The 18,288-nt window shown below is 72.9% G+C and carries 14 protein-coding genes; 6 read left to right on the top strand and 8 right to left on the bottom strand.

Annotation, left to right across the window (positions count from 1 at the left end):
• Nucleotides 1–1,512, bottom strand: a complete 1,512-nt coding sequence (gene dgt, locus ABZ738_RS11860) for a dGTP triphosphohydrolase (protein WP_131052870.1) — start codon at nucleotides 1,510–1,512, stop codon at nucleotides 1–3.
• Here dgt and ABZ738_RS11855 point away from each other — a divergent pair.
• Nucleotides 1,511–4,012 carry a Tex family protein gene (locus ABZ738_RS11855; protein WP_357212628.1) on the top strand — a complete coding sequence of 834 codons (2,502 nt, stop codon included), beginning with the start codon at nucleotides 1,511–1,513 and terminating at the stop codon, nucleotides 4,010–4,012. The genes dgt and ABZ738_RS11855 overlap by 2 nt on opposite strands.
• Before the next feature lie 34 nt (nucleotides 4,013–4,046).
• Nucleotides 4,047–4,475: a hypothetical protein gene (locus ABZ738_RS11850; protein ID WP_357212626.1), complete on the top strand. Its 429-nt coding sequence runs from the start codon at nucleotides 4,047–4,049 to the stop codon at nucleotides 4,473–4,475.
• Nucleotides 4,476–4,502: 27 nt separating this feature from the next.
• On the opposite strand, the gene ABZ738_RS11845 is transcribed toward ABZ738_RS11850, so the two are convergent.
• The 3 genes from ABZ738_RS11845 to ABZ738_RS11835 are packed head-to-tail and all read right to left on the bottom strand — an operon-like array spanning nucleotide 4,503 to nucleotide 7,413.
• Nucleotides 4,503–5,750 (bottom strand): glycosyltransferase family 4 protein, encoded by a 1,248-nt coding sequence (locus ABZ738_RS11845; RefSeq protein ID WP_357212624.1) that lies wholly within the window; start codon nucleotides 5,748–5,750, stop codon nucleotides 4,503–4,505.
• Complete coding sequence (locus ABZ738_RS11840; protein WP_357212622.1) at nucleotides 5,747–6,676, bottom strand: NAD(P)-dependent oxidoreductase; 930 nt, start codon at nucleotides 6,674–6,676, stop codon at nucleotides 5,747–5,749. The genes ABZ738_RS11845 and ABZ738_RS11840 overlap by 4 nt, the downstream gene beginning before the upstream one ends.
• On the bottom strand, nucleotides 6,673–7,413 hold the full coding sequence (locus ABZ738_RS11835) for a sugar transferase (RefSeq protein ID WP_131056611.1): 741 nt from the start codon (nucleotides 7,411–7,413) through the stop codon (nucleotides 6,673–6,675). Before ABZ738_RS11835 ends, ABZ738_RS11840 begins: the two co-directional genes overlap by 4 nt.
• A 185-nt stretch (nucleotides 7,414–7,598) precedes the next feature.
• On the opposite strand from ABZ738_RS11835, the gene ABZ738_RS11830 reads away from it, so the two are divergent.
• The 3 genes from ABZ738_RS11830 to ABZ738_RS11820 all read left to right on the top strand — a co-directional run bounded on the left by ABZ738_RS11830 (nucleotide 7,599) and on the right by ABZ738_RS11820 (nucleotide 11,187).
• Nucleotides 7,599–8,699: a polysaccharide biosynthesis protein gene (locus tag ABZ738_RS11830; RefSeq protein WP_357212620.1), complete on the top strand. Its 1,101-nt coding sequence runs from the start codon at nucleotides 7,599–7,601 to the stop codon at nucleotides 8,697–8,699.
• A complete protein-coding gene (locus tag ABZ738_RS11825) occupies nucleotides 8,696–9,700 on the top strand; it encodes an SDR family oxidoreductase (protein ID WP_357212618.1) in 1,005 nt (334 codons plus the stop codon). The genes ABZ738_RS11830 and ABZ738_RS11825 overlap by 4 nt, the downstream gene beginning before the upstream one ends.
• A gap of 65 nt (nucleotides 9,701–9,765) precedes the next feature.
• On the top strand, nucleotides 9,766–11,187 hold the full coding sequence (locus ABZ738_RS11820; protein ID WP_131052507.1) for an O-antigen ligase family protein: 1,422 nt from the start codon (nucleotides 9,766–9,768) through the stop codon (nucleotides 11,185–11,187).
• Here ABZ738_RS11820 and ABZ738_RS11815 read toward each other — a convergent pair whose 3' ends face one another.
• Genes ABZ738_RS11815 through ABZ738_RS11800 form a run of 4 tightly spaced genes read right to left on the bottom strand, consistent with a single transcriptional unit; the run spans nucleotide 11,188 to nucleotide 16,085 of the window.
• Nucleotides 11,188–12,435 carry a glycosyltransferase gene (locus ABZ738_RS11815; RefSeq protein WP_176093215.1) on the bottom strand — a complete coding sequence of 416 codons (1,248 nt, stop codon included), beginning with the start codon at nucleotides 12,433–12,435 and terminating at the stop codon, nucleotides 11,188–11,190.
• A 5-nt stretch (nucleotides 12,436–12,440) separates the two neighbouring features.
• Nucleotides 12,441–13,658, bottom strand: a complete 1,218-nt coding sequence (locus ABZ738_RS11810; protein ID WP_357212616.1) for a glycosyltransferase — start codon at nucleotides 13,656–13,658, stop codon at nucleotides 12,441–12,443.
• On the bottom strand, nucleotides 13,639–15,132 hold the full coding sequence (locus ABZ738_RS11805; RefSeq protein WP_357212614.1) for an oligosaccharide flippase family protein: 1,494 nt from the start codon (nucleotides 15,130–15,132) through the stop codon (nucleotides 13,639–13,641). Before ABZ738_RS11805 ends, ABZ738_RS11810 begins: the two co-directional genes overlap by 20 nt.
• On the bottom strand, nucleotides 15,129–16,085 hold the full coding sequence (locus ABZ738_RS11800; RefSeq protein ID WP_131052503.1) for an NAD-dependent epimerase/dehydratase family protein: 957 nt from the start codon (nucleotides 16,083–16,085) through the stop codon (nucleotides 15,129–15,131). The genes ABZ738_RS11805 and ABZ738_RS11800 overlap by 4 nt, the downstream gene beginning before the upstream one ends.
• A gap of 172 nt (nucleotides 16,086–16,257) precedes the next feature.
• On the opposite strand from ABZ738_RS11800, the gene ABZ738_RS11795 reads away from it, so the two are divergent.
• Nucleotides 16,258–18,282 (top strand): hypothetical protein, encoded by a 2,025-nt coding sequence (locus ABZ738_RS11795; protein ID WP_176093212.1) that lies wholly within the window; start codon nucleotides 16,258–16,260, stop codon nucleotides 18,280–18,282.
• Nucleotides 18,283–18,288: the final 6 nt, after the last annotated feature.

Below are 18,288 nucleotides of genomic sequence, written 5' to 3'. Positions count from 1 at the left end.
TCAGAGGACGAAGGCGTCGGTCCAGAGGGCGCCGGAGCGACCGGAGAGGGCGTCCAGCATCGCCACCGCCTGACCGTCGGTGAGCTGGGCGACGAAGTCCACGATGGCGCGGCCCCGCGCCTTGCCGAGCCGGTCCGGGGTACGCGGGTGCAGCTCCGCCTCGGCCAACTCGACCAGGTCGTGCAGCCGCCGGGGCAGGCGGGACTCCTCCTCCGGGTCGAGCAGCCACTCCAACAGCGCCTCGACCAGGGTGCCGAGCAGCCGGGCCTGACCCCGCTGGTGCAGTGCCAGGTCGGGGCGGGCCAGCACGAACCGGTGATGGACGAACTTGAGCACCTGCACCTCGTGCCACTGCGCCGGGGCCAGCAGCACGTGCCCGGAGCGCATGCCGGGCTGCTCGACCACGGTGATCGCGTCCACGAAACGGTCGGTCCACCGGGCGGAGAACCGGGCGACGTACTGTTCGGCCTCGATCGAGCCGTCGAAGGGCACCGCCAGCAGGCCCTCGACCAGTTCCTCCCGGACGTGTTCGACGGCCGCCGCGAAGGCGTCGTCGTCGGCGATCCAGGCGTCCTTGCGGTGCAGTTGGCGGCGCAGCCGCTCGATCGCCGAGCCGGGCCGGCGGGCCGAGGTCTGCAACGCCGCGTCGGTGATGGCCCGCAGGCTGCCGCCCTCCCGCTGCCAGGCCATCAGCTCGGCGGCGACCGCGCCCTGCTGGAGCACCCCGACGCGATAGAAGTCCTCCACGTCGTGGATGGCGTACGCGACGTCGTCGGCGGTGTCCATCACCGACGCCTCGACGGTCTGCTGCCAGTCGGCGATCCGACCGGCGAACGGCGCGCGGGCCTGCCGCAGGTCCTCCAGCTCGGTGCGGTACGCCCCGAACTTGGCCGAACCGCTGTCCGGGTCGTCCGGGGGCGGGGTGGCGCCGCGCGGCGGCGGGTCCATCAGGCGCGGGTGCGGGTCCGGGTGGTCGAGTCGGGTCCACGGGTACTTCAGCATCGCCGCCCGGACCGCCGCGGTCAGGTCCAGACCGGTGGTGGCCGCGCCCCGGATCTCGGTCGAGGTGACGATCCGGTACGACTGGGCGTTGCCCTCGAAGCCGTCGGTGAGGCCGAGCCGGTGCCGGGCCAGCCGGTCCAGCACCCGTTCGCCCAGGTGCCCGAAGGGCGGGTGGCCGAGGTCGTGGGCGAGCGCGGCGGCCTCCACCACGTCCGGGTCGCAGCCGCCCAGCTTCTCCACCAGGTCACGCTGCCATCCGTCGGCGGTGAGGCGTTCGGCGATCGCGCGGGCCACCTGGGCGACCTTGAGGCTGTGCGTGAGCCGGTTGTGCACCAGCAGCCCGGACCCGCCGGGGCTGACCACCTGGGTGACGCCGCCCAGACGGGTGAAGAACGGCGAGCCGACGATGCGGTCCCGGTCCGCGCGGAACGGGCTGCTCGCGAGGTCGCCGAGGGTGCGCGCGCTGCCGCCGAAGAGACGTCGGGCGCGCGGCTCCACAGGTGGTTCCATGATCGCCACGGTAGCCCGGCAGAATGCACCACGGAACCCACACCAGAAGGCGGAGCCCATCGTGACCCTCTCAGTTGATCAGCGCATCGCCGAGGAGCTCGGCGTCGCCGAGCGCCAGGTACGCGCGGCCGTGGAGCTGCTCGACGGCGGCGCCACGGTGCCGTTCATCGCGCGGTACCGCAAGGAGGCCACCGGGCTGCTCGACGACACCCAGCTACGGACGCTCGAGGAGCGCCTGCGCTACCTGCGGGAGCTGGACGAGCGGCGGGCGGCGGTGCTGGAGTCGATCCGCTCCCAGGGCAAGCTGGACGAGGCCCTGGAAGCGCAGATCATGGCGGCCGACTCGAAGTCCCGCCTGGAGGACATCTACCTGCCGTACAAGCCCAAGCGGCGGACCCGGGCGCAGATCGCCCGCGAGGCGGGGCTGGAGCCGCTGGCCGACACGCTGCTCGGCGACCCGGCCCGGGACCCCCGGGAGACCGCCGCCGGCTACGTCGATGCGGACAAGGGGGTGGCCGACGCCGCCGCCGCGCTGGACGGGGCGCGGGCCATCCTGATCGAGCGGTTCGCCGAGGACGCCGACCTGATCGGCACGCTGCGCGAGCAGATGTGGTCGCGCGGCCGGCTGGTGGCCCGGGTACGCGAGGGGCAGGAGTCGGCCGGCGCGAAGTTCGCCGACTACTTCGACTTCGCCGAGCCATACCCGAAGCTGCCCTCGCACCGCATCCTGGCCATGTTCCGGGGCGAGAAGGAGGGTGTGCTCGACCTGACCATGGACCCGGAGGCCGACGGCGACGCCGACACGGTCACCGGACCGACCCGGTACGAGGCGGCGATCGCCGGCCGGTTCGGGGTCACCGACCAGGGGCGGCCGGCGGATCGGTGGCTGGCCGACACGGTGCGCTGGGCGTGGCGTACCCGGATCCTCATCCACCTCGGCGCGGACCTGCGGATGCGGTTGTGGCAGGCGGCCGAGGAGGAGGCCGTCCGGGTCTTCGCCACCAACCTGCGCGACCTGCTGCTGGCCGCGCCGGCCGGGGCCCGGCCCACGATGGGTCTGGACCCGGGTCTGCGGACCGGGGTGAAGGTGGCGGTGGTGGACGCCACCGGCAAGGTGGTCGCCACCGACACGATCTATCCGCACGAGCCGCGCCGGCAGTGGGACGCCTCGATCGAGACGCTGGCCCGGCTCGCCACGGCGCACCGGGTGGAGCTGGTGGCGATCGGCAACGGTACGGCCAGCCGGGAGACCGACAAGCTCGCCGGTGACCTGATCAAGCGTTTCCCGCAGCTCGGGTTGACCAAGGTGATGGTCTCCGAGGCGGGCGCCTCGGTCTACTCCGCCTCCGCGTACGCGGCGCAGGAACTGCCCGGGATGGACGTGTCGCTGCGTGGCGCGGTCTCCATCGCGCGCCGGTTGCAGGACCCGCTCGCCGAGCTGGTGAAGATCGACCCGAAGTCCATCGGCGTCGGGCAGTACCAGCACGACCTGTCGGAGGTGAAGCTCTCCCGGTCGCTGGACACGGTGGTGGAGGACTGCGTCAACGGCGTCGGGGTGGACGTGAACACCGCTTCCGCGCCGCTGCTGACCCGGGTCTCCGGGATCGGTGCCGGGCTGGCCGAGAACATCGTGCTGCACCGGGACGCCAACGGGCCGTTCCGCAGCCGCTCCGACCTGCGCAAGGTGCCCCGGCTCGGGCCGAAGGCGTTCGAGCAGTGCGCCGGCTTCCTGCGCATCCCCGACGGCGACGACCCGCTGGACTCCTCCAGCGTGCACCCCGAGGCGTACCCGGTGGTGCGCCGGATCCTGGCCACCACCGGGCAGGACCTGCGGACGCTGATCGGCCGGTCGGCGATCCTGCGCGGCCTGCGGGCCACCGACTTCGTCGACGAGACGTTCGGTCTGCCGACGGTCACCGACATCCTCGCCGAGTTGGAGAAGCCGGGGCGCGACCCGCGTCCGGAGTTCAGGACCGCCACCTTCGTCGAGGGCGTCGAGAAGATTGGTGACCTGACGCCGGGGATGGTGCTGGAGGGCGTGGTCACCAACGTGGCCGCCTTCGGCGCCTTCGTCGACGTCGGGGTGCACCAGGACGGTCTGGTGCACGTGTCGGCGATGTCGCGCACCTTCGTCAAGGACCCGCGCGAGGTGGTGAAGTCCGGCGACGTGGTGAAGGTCAAGGTGCTGGACGTGGACGTACCGCGCAAGCGCATCTCGTTGACGCTGCGGCTGGACGACGACGCGGAGGCCGCCCGGGGCGGCACGCGCGAGCGCGGTGGTCGGGAGAACCCGGGCCGTCCGGAGAACCAGGCCGGTCGGGAGAACCGGGGCGGCCGGGACGGCGGCGGGCAGGGCAGTGGTGGCCAGGGTGGACGCGGCGGCGGTCGCGGTGACCGGGGTGGACAGCGTGGCGGGCCGCAGCAGCGGCAGGGCCGGGGTCCGACCGGGCCGGCGAACGACGCGATGGCCGAGGCGTTGCGTCGGGCCGGACTGGCCTGAGCCCTCCCCGGGTGGGCGGCGTACGGTGAGCGCCATGGCGGGCGACGAGGACTGGCGGGAGCAGCGGCGGCGGGCGGTGCACGCGCACGCCGAGGCCGAGTCCCGGGCCCGGGCCGTGGAGCAGGCCGCGGCGGCGGAGCTGGTGCACCGCTTCGCCGCCGACGCGACCGCGCGCGGCCTGCGCCCGGAGCGGCTGCGGGTGACGTCGTACGACGGGCGGCACCGCTACCGCACCGGGCTGACCGGCTGGTACGTCGACCGGGGGCGGTCGCGGGCGGTGGACACCAGGGGGAACTTCTATCTGCTGACCGTGCCGAACAGTCTGCGTGCGCTGCTGTTCGGCACGGTCTGCCCGCCGGTCCCACCGCCGCTGGTGGTCGGCCGGGGTGGCCGTGACGGCGAGTCTCTGCCCCTGGCGGAACTGCTCGACCGGCGCCTGGACGCCGGTGACGACTGGCCCTGACGCTCCTCGCCGCCGACGCCGACCCTCTCAGCGTCGGTGGGTGTCGACCACCTCGGAGAGCGCCCGCTCCACCCGCTCGGCGCCGGCGGAGACCGAGAAGACCCGCTCGTAGTGCTGCCGACCGGCCTGCCCGAGCAGGTCGAGCTTCTCCCGGCCCAGGCCGCAGAGTTCGCGCAGCGCGGCGGCGATCGAGTCGGGGTCGCCAGGCCGGGCGGTGATCCCGGCTCCGCTGTCGCGGGCCACGTCGGCGGCGTCGCCCTCGGCGGCCACCAGCAGCGCCCGTCCGGCGGCCAGGGTGGCCTGCACCTTGCTCGGCATCGTGTACGCCGACATGCCGCCCGGCCGCAGGCTCACGTAGTGCACGTCGCCGGTGGCCATCAGCGCGGGCATCCGCTCCCGGGGCAACTGCCCGAGGAAGCGCACGTGGGCCGCGCCCAGTTCCTCGGCCCGGCGACGCAGCCGTTCCTCGGTGGTGCCGGAGCCGGCGATCACGCAGACCAGTCGGGGGTCGGCCACCCGGGCGCAGGCGTCGACGAGCGAGTCCAGCCCCTGTGCCTCGCCGAGCGCACCGGCGTACACCAGAACCACCTGGTCGGGTCGCAGGCCCAGCTCCGCGCGCAGATCACCGGCGCGGGGCCGGGGTGTCTCGTCGGCCCACATCGGGATGTGCCGCAGCTTCTCCCGGGGTACGCCACGACCGGCGAGCAGGTCCACGGCGCCGGGCGAGACACAGGCGACGCGGGCGGCGCTGCGGTACATCGCGTCGCACCAGCCGGCCATGCCCCGCTCGACGGTCCGGGACAGCCGCCCGGTGCCGAGGAAGCCGCTGGCCACCACGCTGTCCGGCCAGAGGTCGAGGACGTGCAGCAGCACGGGCACCCGGTGCGCGTACCGGGCGAACCACATCGGGAGCGCGACGCTGATCGGCGAGTTGCCCACCCAGAGCGCGTCCAGCCCGCGCAGTACCGGCGTGCCGGAGGCCAGCGCGGAGACCGCGAAGGAGCCGTAGTTGGCCACCCGGCGCAGCGCGGAACGGTCGTGGCTCGGATAGAGCGCGACCCGCCGGATCCTGGTCGCGCCGACGGTCTCGTCCCGGCGGCGGGCCATCCGGTAGCCAGGGGCCAGCCGCCCGGTCGGGTAGTTGGGGAAGCCGGTGAGCACCTGCACCTCGTGCCCCCGGCCGGCGAGGGCGGTGGCGAGCATCCCGGGCAGTGCGGCCGGGCCGGGCTCCGGGTCGAACCATTGCGTGAGCAGGCCGATCCGCATGTGCCTCATCCCGTCTCCACCTGGGCCAGCGGGCGTACCGGCGGCGCGGCACCGTCGGTGCGCCACAGCGCGGTCAGCGACTCGCGCAGGTCGTACGCGGGCGCCCAGCCGAGCACCCGCCCGGCACGTGTGGTGTCCGCGCACATCCACGGCACGGTGGCGGAGCGCCCGGCGTCGGCGGCGAAGCCGCCGTCCCGGATGTCACCGGTGAACCCGGCCACCTCGGCCAGCAGGCGGACCACGTCGCGGACGGCCACCGCCCGGCCACTGCCGACGTTGACGACGCGGTCGGTCGTGGGCGCGCTGCGCGCCGCCGCCAGGACCGCCGACGCCACGTCCCGCACGTCGACGAAGTCGCGGTACGTGTCGTGCAGGCCCAGCGCGATCCCGTCGTCCCCGGCGGCGTGCGCCGACCTGATCAGCCCGGTGACCCGACCGAGCACGTTGCCTGCGGGGATGCCGGGTCCGACCGGGTTGAAGACCCGCAGCACGACCGTGTCGACCCGGCCGGCCGCACCGGCCAGTTCCGCCAGCCGGGTCGCGGTCAGGTGACTGAGCCCGTACTCGCTGACCGGCGCGCACGGGTGGTCCTCGGACACCGCGAGGCCGTACGGCACGGCACCGTACTCGGCGGCCGACCCGATCCGGACCAGCCGGGCCGCCGGTACGGCCTCGGCCATCGCCTCGACGAGCTTGGCGGTGGCCAGCACGTGTGCGCGCACGAAGTCGTACCCGGAGCCGACGATCCGGCCGGCGGCGGCCACCACCACGTCGGGCCGTTCCCGGGCCAGCAGCGCGATCAGCGCCGGCAGCTCGATGCGGACCAGGTCGCAGGCCATCCGGTCGGGCGCCCGGACGTCGGCGTGCGCGGCGAGCAGGGCCCGGACGTGCCGCCCGAGGAACCCGCCGGCACCGAGCAGCAGGACCCGGTTCATCGGCGGTACGCGGGATCCGCCTCGGAGACCGACGACTGTGGTGGATTGCCGGTGAACTCGTGCCAGGTGGCCGCCCCCGGCGCGGAGATGCCCTGGCGGCTGGCCACCACCCAGACGGTGGCCAGCACGATCTTCAGGTCCAGCAGGAAGGAGCACCGGTCGACGTACTCGACGTCGTGGGCGAACTTGGCCTGCCACTCCAGCGCGTTGCGGCCACGGACCTGCGCGAGCCCGGTGATGCCGGGCCGTACGTCGTGTCGGCGGGCCTGCTCCGGGCTGTAGAGGTCGAGGTACTGCACCAGGTGCGGGCGGGGGCCGACGACGCTCATCTCGCCCCGCAGCACGTTCCAGAACTCCGGCAGTTCGTCCAGGCTGCTGGCCCGCAGCCAGCGGCCGACCCGGGTCAGGCGTTGCGCGTCGGTGACCAGCCCCCGGTCCGGGTCGGGGTGCCGCATGGTCCGGAACTTGACCATCTCGAACAGCTCGCCGTGCAGGCCGGGCCGCTTGTGCCGGAACAGCACCGGCCGACCGTGGGCGATCAGCACCACGAGGGCCACCAGGGCCATCAACGGTGCGCCCAGGACCAGGACGAGGAGGGCGCCCACGACGTCGAGCAGCCGCTTCCACCGGTCGTAGGGTCGCCGGAGCGCCGGGTCCTCGGCGATTCCGCGCCGGTCGCTGGCCTCGCCGGGAGCCCCGGCACGCGTGTGCGTCGCATGGAGAGCAACTTTTGGCATGCGATACGCATATCATTCTCCACTGCACCGGATCGCGCTTTCACATTTTGTGGCGCGCGGTTCGGACCGTACGGTGGAATGAATGGCGCTCGCTTTGATCCACCCACTCCGGAAATCCGAACGAGACTCCTTTTCAAATTCGGTAAAGCCGACCCGGACCAGTTCGTGAATCGGTATGTTCGCCGGTGGATGCTGTCCCGACTCACCGCGGAACACTCGACAGGGAACAGGCAGGGCCAGATGTGATTTCCTCGCTTTCGGACAGGCGATTTCTGATTACCGGTGGCACCGGGTCATTCGGCCAGACGATGGTCTCCCGGCTGCTCGACGCCGGCGCCACCGAGGTACGGGTCCTCAGCCGCGACGAATCCAAGCAGGACGCGATGCGGCACCGTCTGCGCGACGACCGGGTCCGCTACTACGTGGGTGACGTCCGCGACTACGACAGTGTGCTCAAGGCTGCCCGGGGCATGGAGTTCGTCTTCCACGCCGCCGCCCTGAAGCAGGTCCCGTCCTGCGAGTTCTTTCCGCTGGAGGCGCTGCGCACGAACGTGCTCGGCAGCGCGAACGTGGTCGAGGCCTGCGAACGGGTCGGCGTCGAGACGCTGGTGCTGCTCAGCACCGACAAGGCCGTCTACCCGGTGAACGCGATGGGGATGACCAAGGCCCTGATGGAGAAGGTGGCCCAGGCGCACGCCCGGAACAACGCACAGGCCCGGACCCGGGTCTGCTGTGTGCGCTACGGCAACGTGATGTACTCGCGCGGTTCGGTCATCCCGCTGTTCATCGAGCAGATCCGCCGGGGCGCGCTGCCGACCGTCACCGAACCGTCGATGACCCGCTTCCTGATGTCGTTGGCGCAGTCGGTCGACCTGGTTGAGCACGCCTTCCGCCACGGACAGCCGGGCGACGTGTTCATCCGCAAGGCCGACGCCTGCACCATCGGCGACCTGGCCACCGCCCTGTGCAACCTGTTCGGGGTGCCCGCCAAGTTCGACGTGCTCGGCATCCGGCACGGGGAGAAGCTCTACGAGACCCTGGCCAGCCGGGAGGAACTCGCCCACGCCGAGGACCTGGGGGAATTCCTCCGGGTGCCGGTGGACAGCCGCGACCTGAACTACGCCCTCTATTTCGAGGAGGGCAACGTCGAGCGGGGCGCGCTGGCCGACTTCCACTCGCACAACGCCCGCCGGCTCTCCGTACCGGAGATCGAGGCGCTGTTGCGGACCCTGCCCGAGGTACGGGCGCAGCTCGAGGCCGCGGCGGCCGCCGTCGTACCCGCATGACCGAGCGGCGCGGTGCCGACCCGGTCGCGGGCGGCGGCGCGACGGAACGGGTGCCCCGGCGGCGCGACCAGGCCGACGCCGCGTCGCGCCCGGCCACCCGGCGGGTACTCGTGGTCGGGGTGACCGGCATGCTCGGCCACGCTCTCCTGCGCGAGCTGAGCGAGGACCCCGACCTGGACGTGCACGGCCTGGCCCGGCGCGTCGACGACGACGCGGGGTGGTTCCCGGCGCACCTGCGCGACCGGATCACCACGGGTGTCGACGCCACCGGGTTCGCCGAGGTCCGCCGCTTCCTCGACCTGCTGCGGCCGGACGTGGTGATCAACTGCGTCGGCGTCATCAAGCAGCGGCCCGACGTGCAGGAGGCGGTGCCGACCGTCACGCTCAACGCGCTCCTGCCGCACCTGCTCGCCGACGCCTGCGCCGACCTCGGCGCCCGGCTGGTGCACGTCAGCACCGACTGTGTCTTCTCCGGTCGACGGGGTGGCTACGCCGAGGACGACCTGCCGGATCCGCCCGACCTGTACGGGCGGTCCAAGCTGCTCGGCGAGGCGACCGGGCCGTCCGCGCTCACCCTGCGCACCTCGATCGTCGGGCACGAGCTGGCCACCCACCGTTCCCTGGTGGACTGGTTCCTCGCCCAACGGGGCCAGGTACGCGGTTTCACCCGGGCCGTCTACACCGGCGTGACGACCGTCGAGTTCGCCCGGCTGCTGCGCACCGTGGTGCTGCCCCGCGAGGACCTGACCGGGCTCTACCACGTCGCGGCCAACCCGATCACCAAGCACGACCTGCTGCGGTTGGTCGCCGACGTGTACGGATGGCCGGGTGAGCTGGTGCCGGACGACGGGTTCGTCTGCGACCGCTCGATGCGGGCCGACGCGCTCGCCGGAGCCACCGGCTACCGGCCGCCGGACTGGCCGGAGATGGTCCGGGCCATGCACGCGGCCCGCACCCGCTGGACCGAGGCGTCGACGGACCGGCCCGGCATCCGGGTCTGACGGCGGACGAGGACGACCCGCCGGCCGCGTGGTGCGCGGGCCGGCCGCGAACCGAAGGACACCACGTGTTGAACCGTCTGGCCCAGTGGGGCGTCGTCGCGGGGGCGGCGGCACTCGTCGTGGTCACGACCCTCGTCGCGGTCGACGCCCCGCTGGTCGCGATCGGACTGACCCTGCTTCTCCTGCTGGTCGCCCTGGTCCGTCGGGTGGACGGCTGGCGGTGGTTGCTGGGTCTGACCACGGCGCTGCTGGTCTGCGCCTCGTCGGACCTCCCGGCCCTGGTCGAGCTGAGCTTCTATCCGCGCTACGCCGCGGTCGCCGCCCTGGTGGTGTGGGGGCTGTGCCGGCCGGTCCGGGCCCCGGTCCGGCTCGCGCCGTGGACCGGCGTCCTCGTCGTCGCGCTCTGGTCGGTCGCCGGGCTCGCCACGCTCAGCACCGTCTGGTCGGTGGTCCCGATGGAGACCTTCCAGCGTGGTGTGGCCCTGGTGCTGCTGGCCGCCCTGGTGCACGTACTGGTGCGCAGGCGGTGGTCCGCGCGCGGGGTGATGCTGGCCGACCTGCGGACGGTCTACCTGGTCCTCAGCGTCTCCGCCCTGGTCAGCCTCGGGTACGGGGTCAGCGGCGGCGTGCTGACCGCCGCGCTGTCCAGCAGCCAGCGGTTCCAGGGCATCTACAACAACCCGAACATGCTCGGGATCGTGTGCGCCCTGGCCATCCCGCTGGGCTGGGCGGTCTACCAGGAGTACCGCCGGCCCGTCCTGCTGCTCGGCGTCCTGCCGGCCGGCGTCTGCCTGCTGCTGTCGCAGTCGCGGACCGCGATCGTCGCCGTGCTCGTCGGCGCCGCCTGGGTCCTGCTGCGGCACGGGCTCGGGCCGGTGGTCCGCACCGTCACGGCGCTGGCCGCGACACTGCTGGTGGCGCACCTGTTCAACCTGCTGCCGGTGATCTTCTCGGCGCCGTGGATGCAGCGGATCGTGCTGCGCTTCACCGATCCCGAGGGCGCCGACCTGTCCAACGGCCGCACCGAGATGTGGCAGGCCACCGTCGACCTGTGGTGGCAGAACCGGCCCACGCTGGGCTTCGGGTACGCGTCCCGCAACCACCTGTTCGAACTCGCCAGTTACGACGAGTTCTTCGGGGCGGGCGTCAGCGTGGTGCACAACAGCTACCTGCAACTGCTGCTGGAGCTGGGACTCACCGCCGTCGTCCCGCTGGTGGCGCTGCTGCTGGCCGCCGGGCGCGGCGCGCTGCGCGCACCGGTGCGCGGGGCCAACTCGGGCCTGGTCTGGCTCGTGGTCAGCGGGGTGATGGTGCAGTTGACCGAGTCGGCCATCTTCGGCACCGGGCAGCCGTACCCGTACGTGTTCTGGCTCGCGGTCGCCGCCCTGCTGCACCGGCCCACCGCCGACCCGGACGAGAAGGCCGGTGTCACCGAGGGCGTACGCACCCGGCCCGGCCGGCGGGCACCGGCCGGGCTTCCCGGCTGATCAGCGACGGCCCTCGGCGGTCAGGAACGCGGTGACCCGGGACTGCCAGGCCCGGTGGTCGAACGACTCACGGGCCCGGGACAGCGCGGCCCGGCTCATCGCCGTCCAGTCCTCGTCCCGCAGGCGAAGCGCCCGCTCGATCCCGCGACGCACGTCGTCCGGACCGTTCCCGTCGAGCACCAGACCCTCGACGCCGTCCCGCACGTACGCGGCCAGGTCGCTGGTGTGGTTGAGCAGCACCGGGCACCCGGCGGCGAGGCTCTCCGGCACCTTCGACGGGAAGCCGTGCGCGGCGTACCCGCCGGTGGGCCGGACCAGCATCGAGAAGTGCGCGCCGCCGAGCAGCGTCAACACGGTGTCGCGGGGCACCCGGCCGAGGAAGGTCACCTCGGCGGCGACCCGGTCCAGCAGCGCCGGGTCCAGGTCCGACCCGGTGGCGGCCTGCTCGCGGGTGATGCCCGCGATGGTCAGACTCACCCGCCGCTGGTCCGCCGGGGCGAGCCGGCTGATGCCGCGCACGATCACGTCGAGCATGTCCTTACGACCCGGGGTGCCGGCGTAGAGCAGCCGTAGCCCGTCGGCCAGCGACGGTGTCCGGGGTGGCGCGAACTCGGCACAGTCCACCTGCGGCGGCACCACGAGCACGTCGAGGCCGTACGCGCCGAGGTGGTCGGCGAGTGCACCGGTCACCGCCGTGGCCCGGCGCACCAGCCGGGTGGTCAGGAAGGTGGACCAGCGGTGCCGCACGAAGTACGGGGTGAGCCAGCCATGCGCGAACTGGTGCCGGTCGTGGCGTTCGCTGGCGTCCACCACCACCGGTGCGCGCAGCACGAGCCGCAGCACCGCCCAGTTGCCGAGCGTCATCATCGCCATCGGCAGCAGCACCACGCCGACGTCGTCGCGGTCGACACCCTCGCGACGCAGGGCACGCAGCACGCGTACCGGTCGGGCGAGGCGGGCCGCCATCCGGGTGAGCCGGTTGCCGCCCCGGACGCGCAGCGTGATCAGGTCGATGCCGGCGACGTCGCCGAAGGGGCCGGGGAAGGGGACCTCGCATGGCCAGTCGTTCACCACCAGGGTCCGCTCCCCCTCCGGCGCGGCGCTGCGGGCGAGCTGCCGCAGGCGGTTGGAGGTGGCGTCGCCGTACGGGAAGGCGTACGCGCCGACGAGCAGTGGCCGGACCGGGCGTACCCGGGTGGTCGCCGGACGGCGTTGCTCCGGGCCGCGTACCAGGATCCTGTCGTTCATCTCGATCACCGTTCCGAGCCGGCGGTCTGCCGGCTCCGCTGCGCTGTCGGGTGTTCCTGAGGTCGATAGATGGCGAGGTGGGCGGCGAGTGCGGCGTCGATGGCGAAGACGCTGTCGGTGAAGCGCGCGGCGGCCGTCTGCGGTGTCGTCGTCGCGGTGTACGCGGCGGCGGTCCGCACCGCCTCGGCCCAGACTCTCGGCGGCGCGTCGGTGTCGACGACCGTCACGCCGGGCAGGTGCGCCTCGATGAACCGCACCCCGGGCAGGTCGGCCGCGACGGTGCCGACGCCCAGCGCGACGGGTTCCAGCACTCCCCCGGGCAGCCCTTCCAGGCAGGAGGGGTGCACCACCACGTCGGCCTGACGCAGCAGGTGACCCACGTCGTCCCGGGCACCGAGCAGGTGCACCCGGTCGGCGAGGCCGGCGGCGTGCGCCTCGGCGCGGACCCGTGCGTCGTCGTCCGCGCCGTCGCCGGGACCGACCAGGACGGCGTGCGCCGGCACGCCCAGCGACCGCAGCTCGGCCAGGATCGGCGGCAGCAGCCAGCGCCGCTTCTCCGGCGAGGCACGCCCGACGCTGACGCAGACGAGGGCGCCCGGTTCGGCACCGACCAGCGTCCGCAGGTCGTCGCGGCCGGGTGCCCGCAGCCGGTCGAGGTCGAGGCCGTTGAGCACCACCCGGCAACGCCGGTCGTGCTGCCACCGCGGGTCGTAGCCGAAGGTGAGCGAACTGGGCGAGACGCCGAGGATGTCGGTGGCGCTGTGCCGCAGCAGGCGACCGCAGAGCCGCCGGTAGACGCGCCGCCGCAGGCTGCGGCGGACGTTGTCGTCGCCCCGGAAGTGCGCCACCCGGACGGGTACGCCGCAGAGCCGGGCCAGTGCCAGCGGTACGCCGGAGAAGTTGGCGCAGTCGACGTGCACCACGTCCGGACGCCACCGCCGCAGCAGCCCGACCAGGCGCGGGACGAAGTGCGCGTCCAGTGCGACCGGGGTGACCGTGCCGCCGTGCCGGGTGACCGTCTCGGCCAGCGGACCGGGGCCGATCCGGTCGCTGAGCGTCACCATGTGCACCTCGACACCGGCGGCGGCCAGCCGGGGCAGCAACTCGGCGGTGCGCATCTCCGTGCCGCCGAAGTTCAGTTCACCGACGATCCGCAGCACCCGGCACGGGCGGTCGGGTCGGCGCGTACCCGGCGTCGTCGGGTCATCCGGGAAGCTGGACACCTGCGGGCTCCTTCGCTCGTCGGGCCGGTCGACGGGGCCGGTCTCCGGCGAGCGCCCGCCGGTAGCCCACGAACACCGCCGGCCACATGGTCAGCACGTACGCGAGGCAGGCTGCGACCGGCAGGCCGACGAGCCCGAACTGCCGCAGTCCCCAGACCTTGAGCCCGGCGGCCAGCACCAGGAACGTCGCCCAGCCGACGAACTGCGGCCGGAGCAGGCCGACGCTGTTCTGCACCATGATCAACGGGGAGGTGACGGCGACCAGGAAGGACCAGGCGGCCAGCCCGGCCAGGAGCGCGACCGACACCGAGGCGCGGTCGATGTCGCTCACCCACAGCTCGACCAGCCGGGGGCCGACGCCGACCAGCGCACCGCCGACGACACCGACGACGACACCGTAGAGGAGCACCATGCGCCGGGTGTTGCGGCGTACCCAGGCGACCTCGCCCCGGGCCAGGGCGGTGCCGTTGACCGGCCAGATCGTCATACCGACCAGCCCGACGAAGATCGACAGTACGCCGAAGAGCTTCCCGACCACCGCGTAGTGGGCCGCCACCACGGGCCCGAGCAGGTACGCGACGAGCGGGCTGTCCATGTTGAGCGCGATCGACGACATCGTGGTGAGCGCGAAGAACTGGAGGCCGAGCCGGAGCAGGCCGACGGCGGTGGCCCGGTCCACCAGGGCCGGACCGGGCCGCAGCGCGGGCTCCTGGAACCAGAAGTAGGCCACCGTGTTGAGCAGGTTGGTCAGCGGGACGGCCAGCACCGCGCAGCCGATAACCACCAGCGGACTCCATCCGGCGGCGATGGCGCCGAGCACCGCGCCCATCGCCACCAGCGCACCGGCCGACTGCCAGACGTTGCTCTGCACCACCTGGCCCCGGGCGTACTGGATCCGCTGGATCAGCGAGAGCGGGATGTTGACGGCGAAGGCCCCGAAGCAGAGCAGCACCATCGTGGTGGCGTCCGCGGCGACCCGGGCGTCGGTCACGCCGAAGAGCCCGGCCCATCCCACCGTGGGTACGACCACCACCAGCGCGACGACCAGCACCACGGCTACCGCGCCGAGGGTGGCGAAGGCACTGGAGATCTCCCGCGCCTGCGCCCGGACGTCGTGGACGTGGTGGCTCAGCCGGGTCAGCAGACCGTTGCCCAGCCCCAGGTCGGCGAACCAGGCCATGCCGGTCAGCGCGGTGACCGCCATCCAGAGGCCGTACCGCTGGTCGCCGAGGTAGCCGAAGCAGGCCGGGGTGACGACGAGCGGCGCGGCCAGGCCGATCCCCTTCGCCGCCATCGCGGTGGCGATGCCGACCGTGACGCGGCGGTCCCGATCACCCGCCGCCAGTGTCTCGACGGCGGGCGGTGCCTCGACGGCGGGCGGTGTGTCGACGGCGGGCGGCGTCGTGGCGGGGTCGACCGGGACGCTCGGGGCGGTCGACCGCCCCGGTCCGGTCCGGCTCGCCGCCCGGTTCACCGGGTCCCGGCGGAAGCGACGTCGCGCCGCCCGGACATCCACTCGACGGTGGCGCGCAGGCCGTCGAGGCGGTCGACCGGGATCACGTCGGGGAACAGGTCCCGCAGGCGGGCGTCGTCGGCCAGGGAGTGCGGCACGTCGCCGGCGCGCGGTGCGGCGTACTCGCGGGCGATCGGCCGCCCGAGCAGGCCCTCCAGCTCGTCGACGACCTCCAGCAGGGTGGCTCGCGCCCCGAAGGCGAGGTTGACCGGGTGCGGGTGCTGCACCCGACGGCGCAGCGCGTCCAGGATGACCTGGCAGACCGTGCCGACGTAGGTGAAGTCGCGGGACTGGGTGCCGTCGCCGTGCACCACGACCGGCTCGCCGTGCAGGGCGGCGTACACGAAGCGCGGGATCACCGCCGCGTACGCGTGGTCGTGCCGCTGCCCGGGCCCGAACACGTTGAAGAACCGGAAGGCCAGCGTGGACAGGCCGTACGACGCCTGGTACGCCAACGCGTACGCCTCGGCGGAGAGCTTGCTCGCCGCGTAGGGGCTCATCGGGCGGGTCCAGGTCAGCTCCGCCTTGGGCAGCGCGGGATTCGTGCCGTACACCGACGACGAGGAGGCGACGACGACGTGTCCGACGTGGTGTCGGCGGGCCGCCTCCAGCACCATCAGCGTGCCGGTCGCGTTCGCGTGGTGGGAGGCCACCGGGTCCCGCAGGGAGCGGGGCACGCTCGGCAGGGCGGCCAGGTGGACCACCGCGTCCCGGCCCGCCATCGCCGTGTCCAGGGCGACCGGGTCCAGGATGGAGCCCTCGACCAGGTCGACGCCGAGTCCGTCCAGGTTGCCGGGGAGCCCGACGGAGAGGTCGTCGAGGACGGTCACCTCTTTGACGGCGGGATCCGCCAACGCGGCGCGGGCCAGATTGGATCCGATGAAACCGGCCCCGCCGGTGACCAGAATGCGCATTGACAAAACCCCCGAATGAATGTCGAAGCTATGTATATCCACTCATCTGGGTCAGCGTCCCGCGTTCGCGGAATTCCGTACTGCTGTCCGGGAGCCGACCGTGCGCCGCCGACCAGGGGATACGTGGCGCACAGTGACATCATCGGTACGCATCACGGCGGAGGTGCCGGCCATGGGAGAACTGATCGTCTACCGTTCCAACGCCCTGATGACCGTCCGGTCGCGTTTCGACGCCACCCGGGACGTGCTGATGCCGGCGAACATCGCCTATCCCCTGGGCATGGTCGGCATGTGGCACTCCAGCCTGCCGCAGGTCACGCTCGTCCCGTCGACGGCGACCGACGCCCAGGTGTGGCCCTCCCCGTCGGCCGTGGGCACCCCGATCCACGACACCTCCGACGACAACTGCCCGATCAACACCGGCTGGTCGTACGTGGGCGGCAACCACGGGTACAACGTGGGCAACCAGATCGCCGTGACCAACCACGGCAAGACCACCGCCGACGTGGGTTCCCGGTGGACCGACGGCACCCGGGTGTTCACCCTGCTCGCCATCACCAACGCCAACAGCCTGCTCTTCGGCAACCCGTACGTGATCGTGGACGGCATCGCCCAGGGCGCGCGGGTCCGGCCGGCGGCACCCCTGACCCACCTGTCCGGCGCCACGAACCGCACCACCGTGCCGATCACCGGACTCACGCCGGACGTGCAGATCCGTCCGGCCACCCACACCCACGTGGTCAGTGTCGAACTCGACGGTCGGGCGCTGCCGGACGGTCGGCGTACCGGCCAGGAACTGCGGATCCGGGAGTCGTACCTGATCCCCTCCTACCAGGGGATGATCGACACCGCCCAGGCGAACATCGGCACGCCGATCGCCACGATCATGTCGCGGATCCCGTCGCTGTGCCGGATCGACAACCTGTACCGCTGGAGCACGGACGGGCTGCTGATCTCGCAGACGGTCACCGCGCTGAGCCGCTTCGCCCTGAACGCCGGGGTCACCCAGTGCTCCGCGCTGACCGTGCCGACCGGCGGCAGCCGCCGGCAGTTCATGGCGAACGTGGGGGTCGCCGGCTCACTCAACTGGTCGACCTGGGCGAAGCTCGACACCCTGACCGTCCTCACCGACATCACCCCGGCCACGCTGCGGGACCCGCTGACACCGGCCGCCAGCATGACCCAGTGGGTGGTGGACTCCGGTGGGGTGCAGAAGTGGGGCATCGCCGTCGGACTGCTGCCCTTCGACGACGGGCAGCCGGCGACGCGGGCCCGGCACACCACGGCGAAGTGCTGGTTCGTCAGCTCCAGTCTCAAGAAGAACTACCCGCAACTGGTGTGGGGACGGACGTTGGAGCCGAACGACTCGGTGACCGGCACGGCGTACCGTCGCTACCTGGCACCGCCCTCGACCGCCACCGAGATCGTCGTCTCCACCGGCACCCACGACGTGGTGGTGATCGAGCGGGTCGACCCGGCCGCCCAGACCCGGATGGCGGCGCCCGAACTGTTCCACCGGCGACTGGTCGCGGACGGTCCGACCAACCTCGCCGTGCCGGACCGGGTCGCCGTCGACGGCATCCCGTACTCGGTACCGGTCTCGCCCGGTTACGGCATGTGGCGCGCCCAGCCCGCACCGCCGGCACCACCGCAGGTGCCCGGCGTGACGCTCGGCGTCGGCAGCTACTTCCTGCCGCTGGCCGGTCCGACCCGGACCTGCACGTACACCGGCGCGTTCCAGCGACTCCTGCTGCACCCGGTTTACCTGGCCGAGCCGACGCCGGTCGACCGGGCCTGCGTCGAGGTGACCACAGCCGGCACCGGCGTGTTGCGCCACGGCGTGTACGCCCACGACCCGACGACCGGGCGGCCCGCGCTCCTCGGCCCGATCGCCGACTTCGGCACGCTGGCGGTGACCACCTCCGGGATCAAGGAGTCGGTGCTGAGCACGCCGGTCATGCTGCCCGGCGGCTGGCACTGGTACGCACTCGTCTGGCAGGGCACCGGCAGCACCGCGCCGACGCTGCTGGCCGAGGCGGCGGGCGAGACGGCGCTCAACATCGGCACCGACCGGACAGCGATGTCCGGCGACCGGTACGGCTACCAGGTGTCCGGCGTGACCGGCGTCCTGGGCGCGATCACGGTCGGCGGCGTACACCAGTTCCCGCCACCCCGCGTGGCCTACCGGCGGGCCTGACGGCCG

Origin of the sequence: Micromonospora sp. NPDC047793 (genome assembly GCF_040642635.1) — a bacterium.
GTDB lineage: Bacteria > Actinomycetota > Actinomycetes > Mycobacteriales > Micromonosporaceae > Micromonospora.
This window is presented reverse-complemented; position numbering and strand designations above follow the sequence as displayed.

What these genes read in the sequence shown, in the direction of transcription:
- ABZ738_RS11855 (WP_357212628.1), top strand. Translation starts at nt 1,511, where the DNA reads ATGATCGCCACGGTAGCCCGGCAGAATGCACCACGGAACCCACACCAG.
- ABZ738_RS11815 (WP_176093215.1), bottom strand. Translation starts at nt 12,435, where the DNA reads ATGAACGACAGGATCCTGGTACGCGGCCCGGAGCAACGCCGTCCGGCG.
- ABZ738_RS11825 (WP_357212618.1), top strand. Translation starts at nt 8,696, where the DNA reads ATGACCGAGCGGCGCGGTGCCGACCCGGTCGCGGGCGGCGGCGCGACG.
- ABZ738_RS11800 (WP_131052503.1), bottom strand. Translation starts at nt 16,085, where the DNA reads ATGCGCATTCTGGTCACCGGCGGGGCCGGTTTCATCGGATCCAATCTG.
- ABZ738_RS11835 (WP_131056611.1), bottom strand. Translation starts at nt 7,413, where the DNA reads ATGCCAAAAGTTGCTCTCCATGCGACGCACACGCGTGCCGGGGCTCCC.
- ABZ738_RS11795 (WP_176093212.1), top strand. Translation starts at nt 16,258, where the DNA reads ATGGGAGAACTGATCGTCTACCGTTCCAACGCCCTGATGACCGTCCGG.
- ABZ738_RS11850 (WP_357212626.1), top strand. Translation starts at nt 4,047, where the DNA reads ATGGCGGGCGACGAGGACTGGCGGGAGCAGCGGCGGCGGGCGGTGCAC.
- ABZ738_RS11845 (WP_357212624.1), bottom strand. Translation starts at nt 5,750, where the DNA reads ATGAGGCACATGCGGATCGGCCTGCTCACGCAATGGTTCGACCCGGAG.
- dgt (WP_131052870.1), bottom strand. Translation starts at nt 1,512, where the DNA reads ATGGAACCACCTGTGGAGCCGCGCGCCCGACGTCTCTTCGGCGGCAGC.
- ABZ738_RS11840 (WP_357212622.1), bottom strand. Translation starts at nt 6,676, where the DNA reads ATGAACCGGGTCCTGCTGCTCGGTGCCGGCGGGTTCCTCGGGCGGCAC.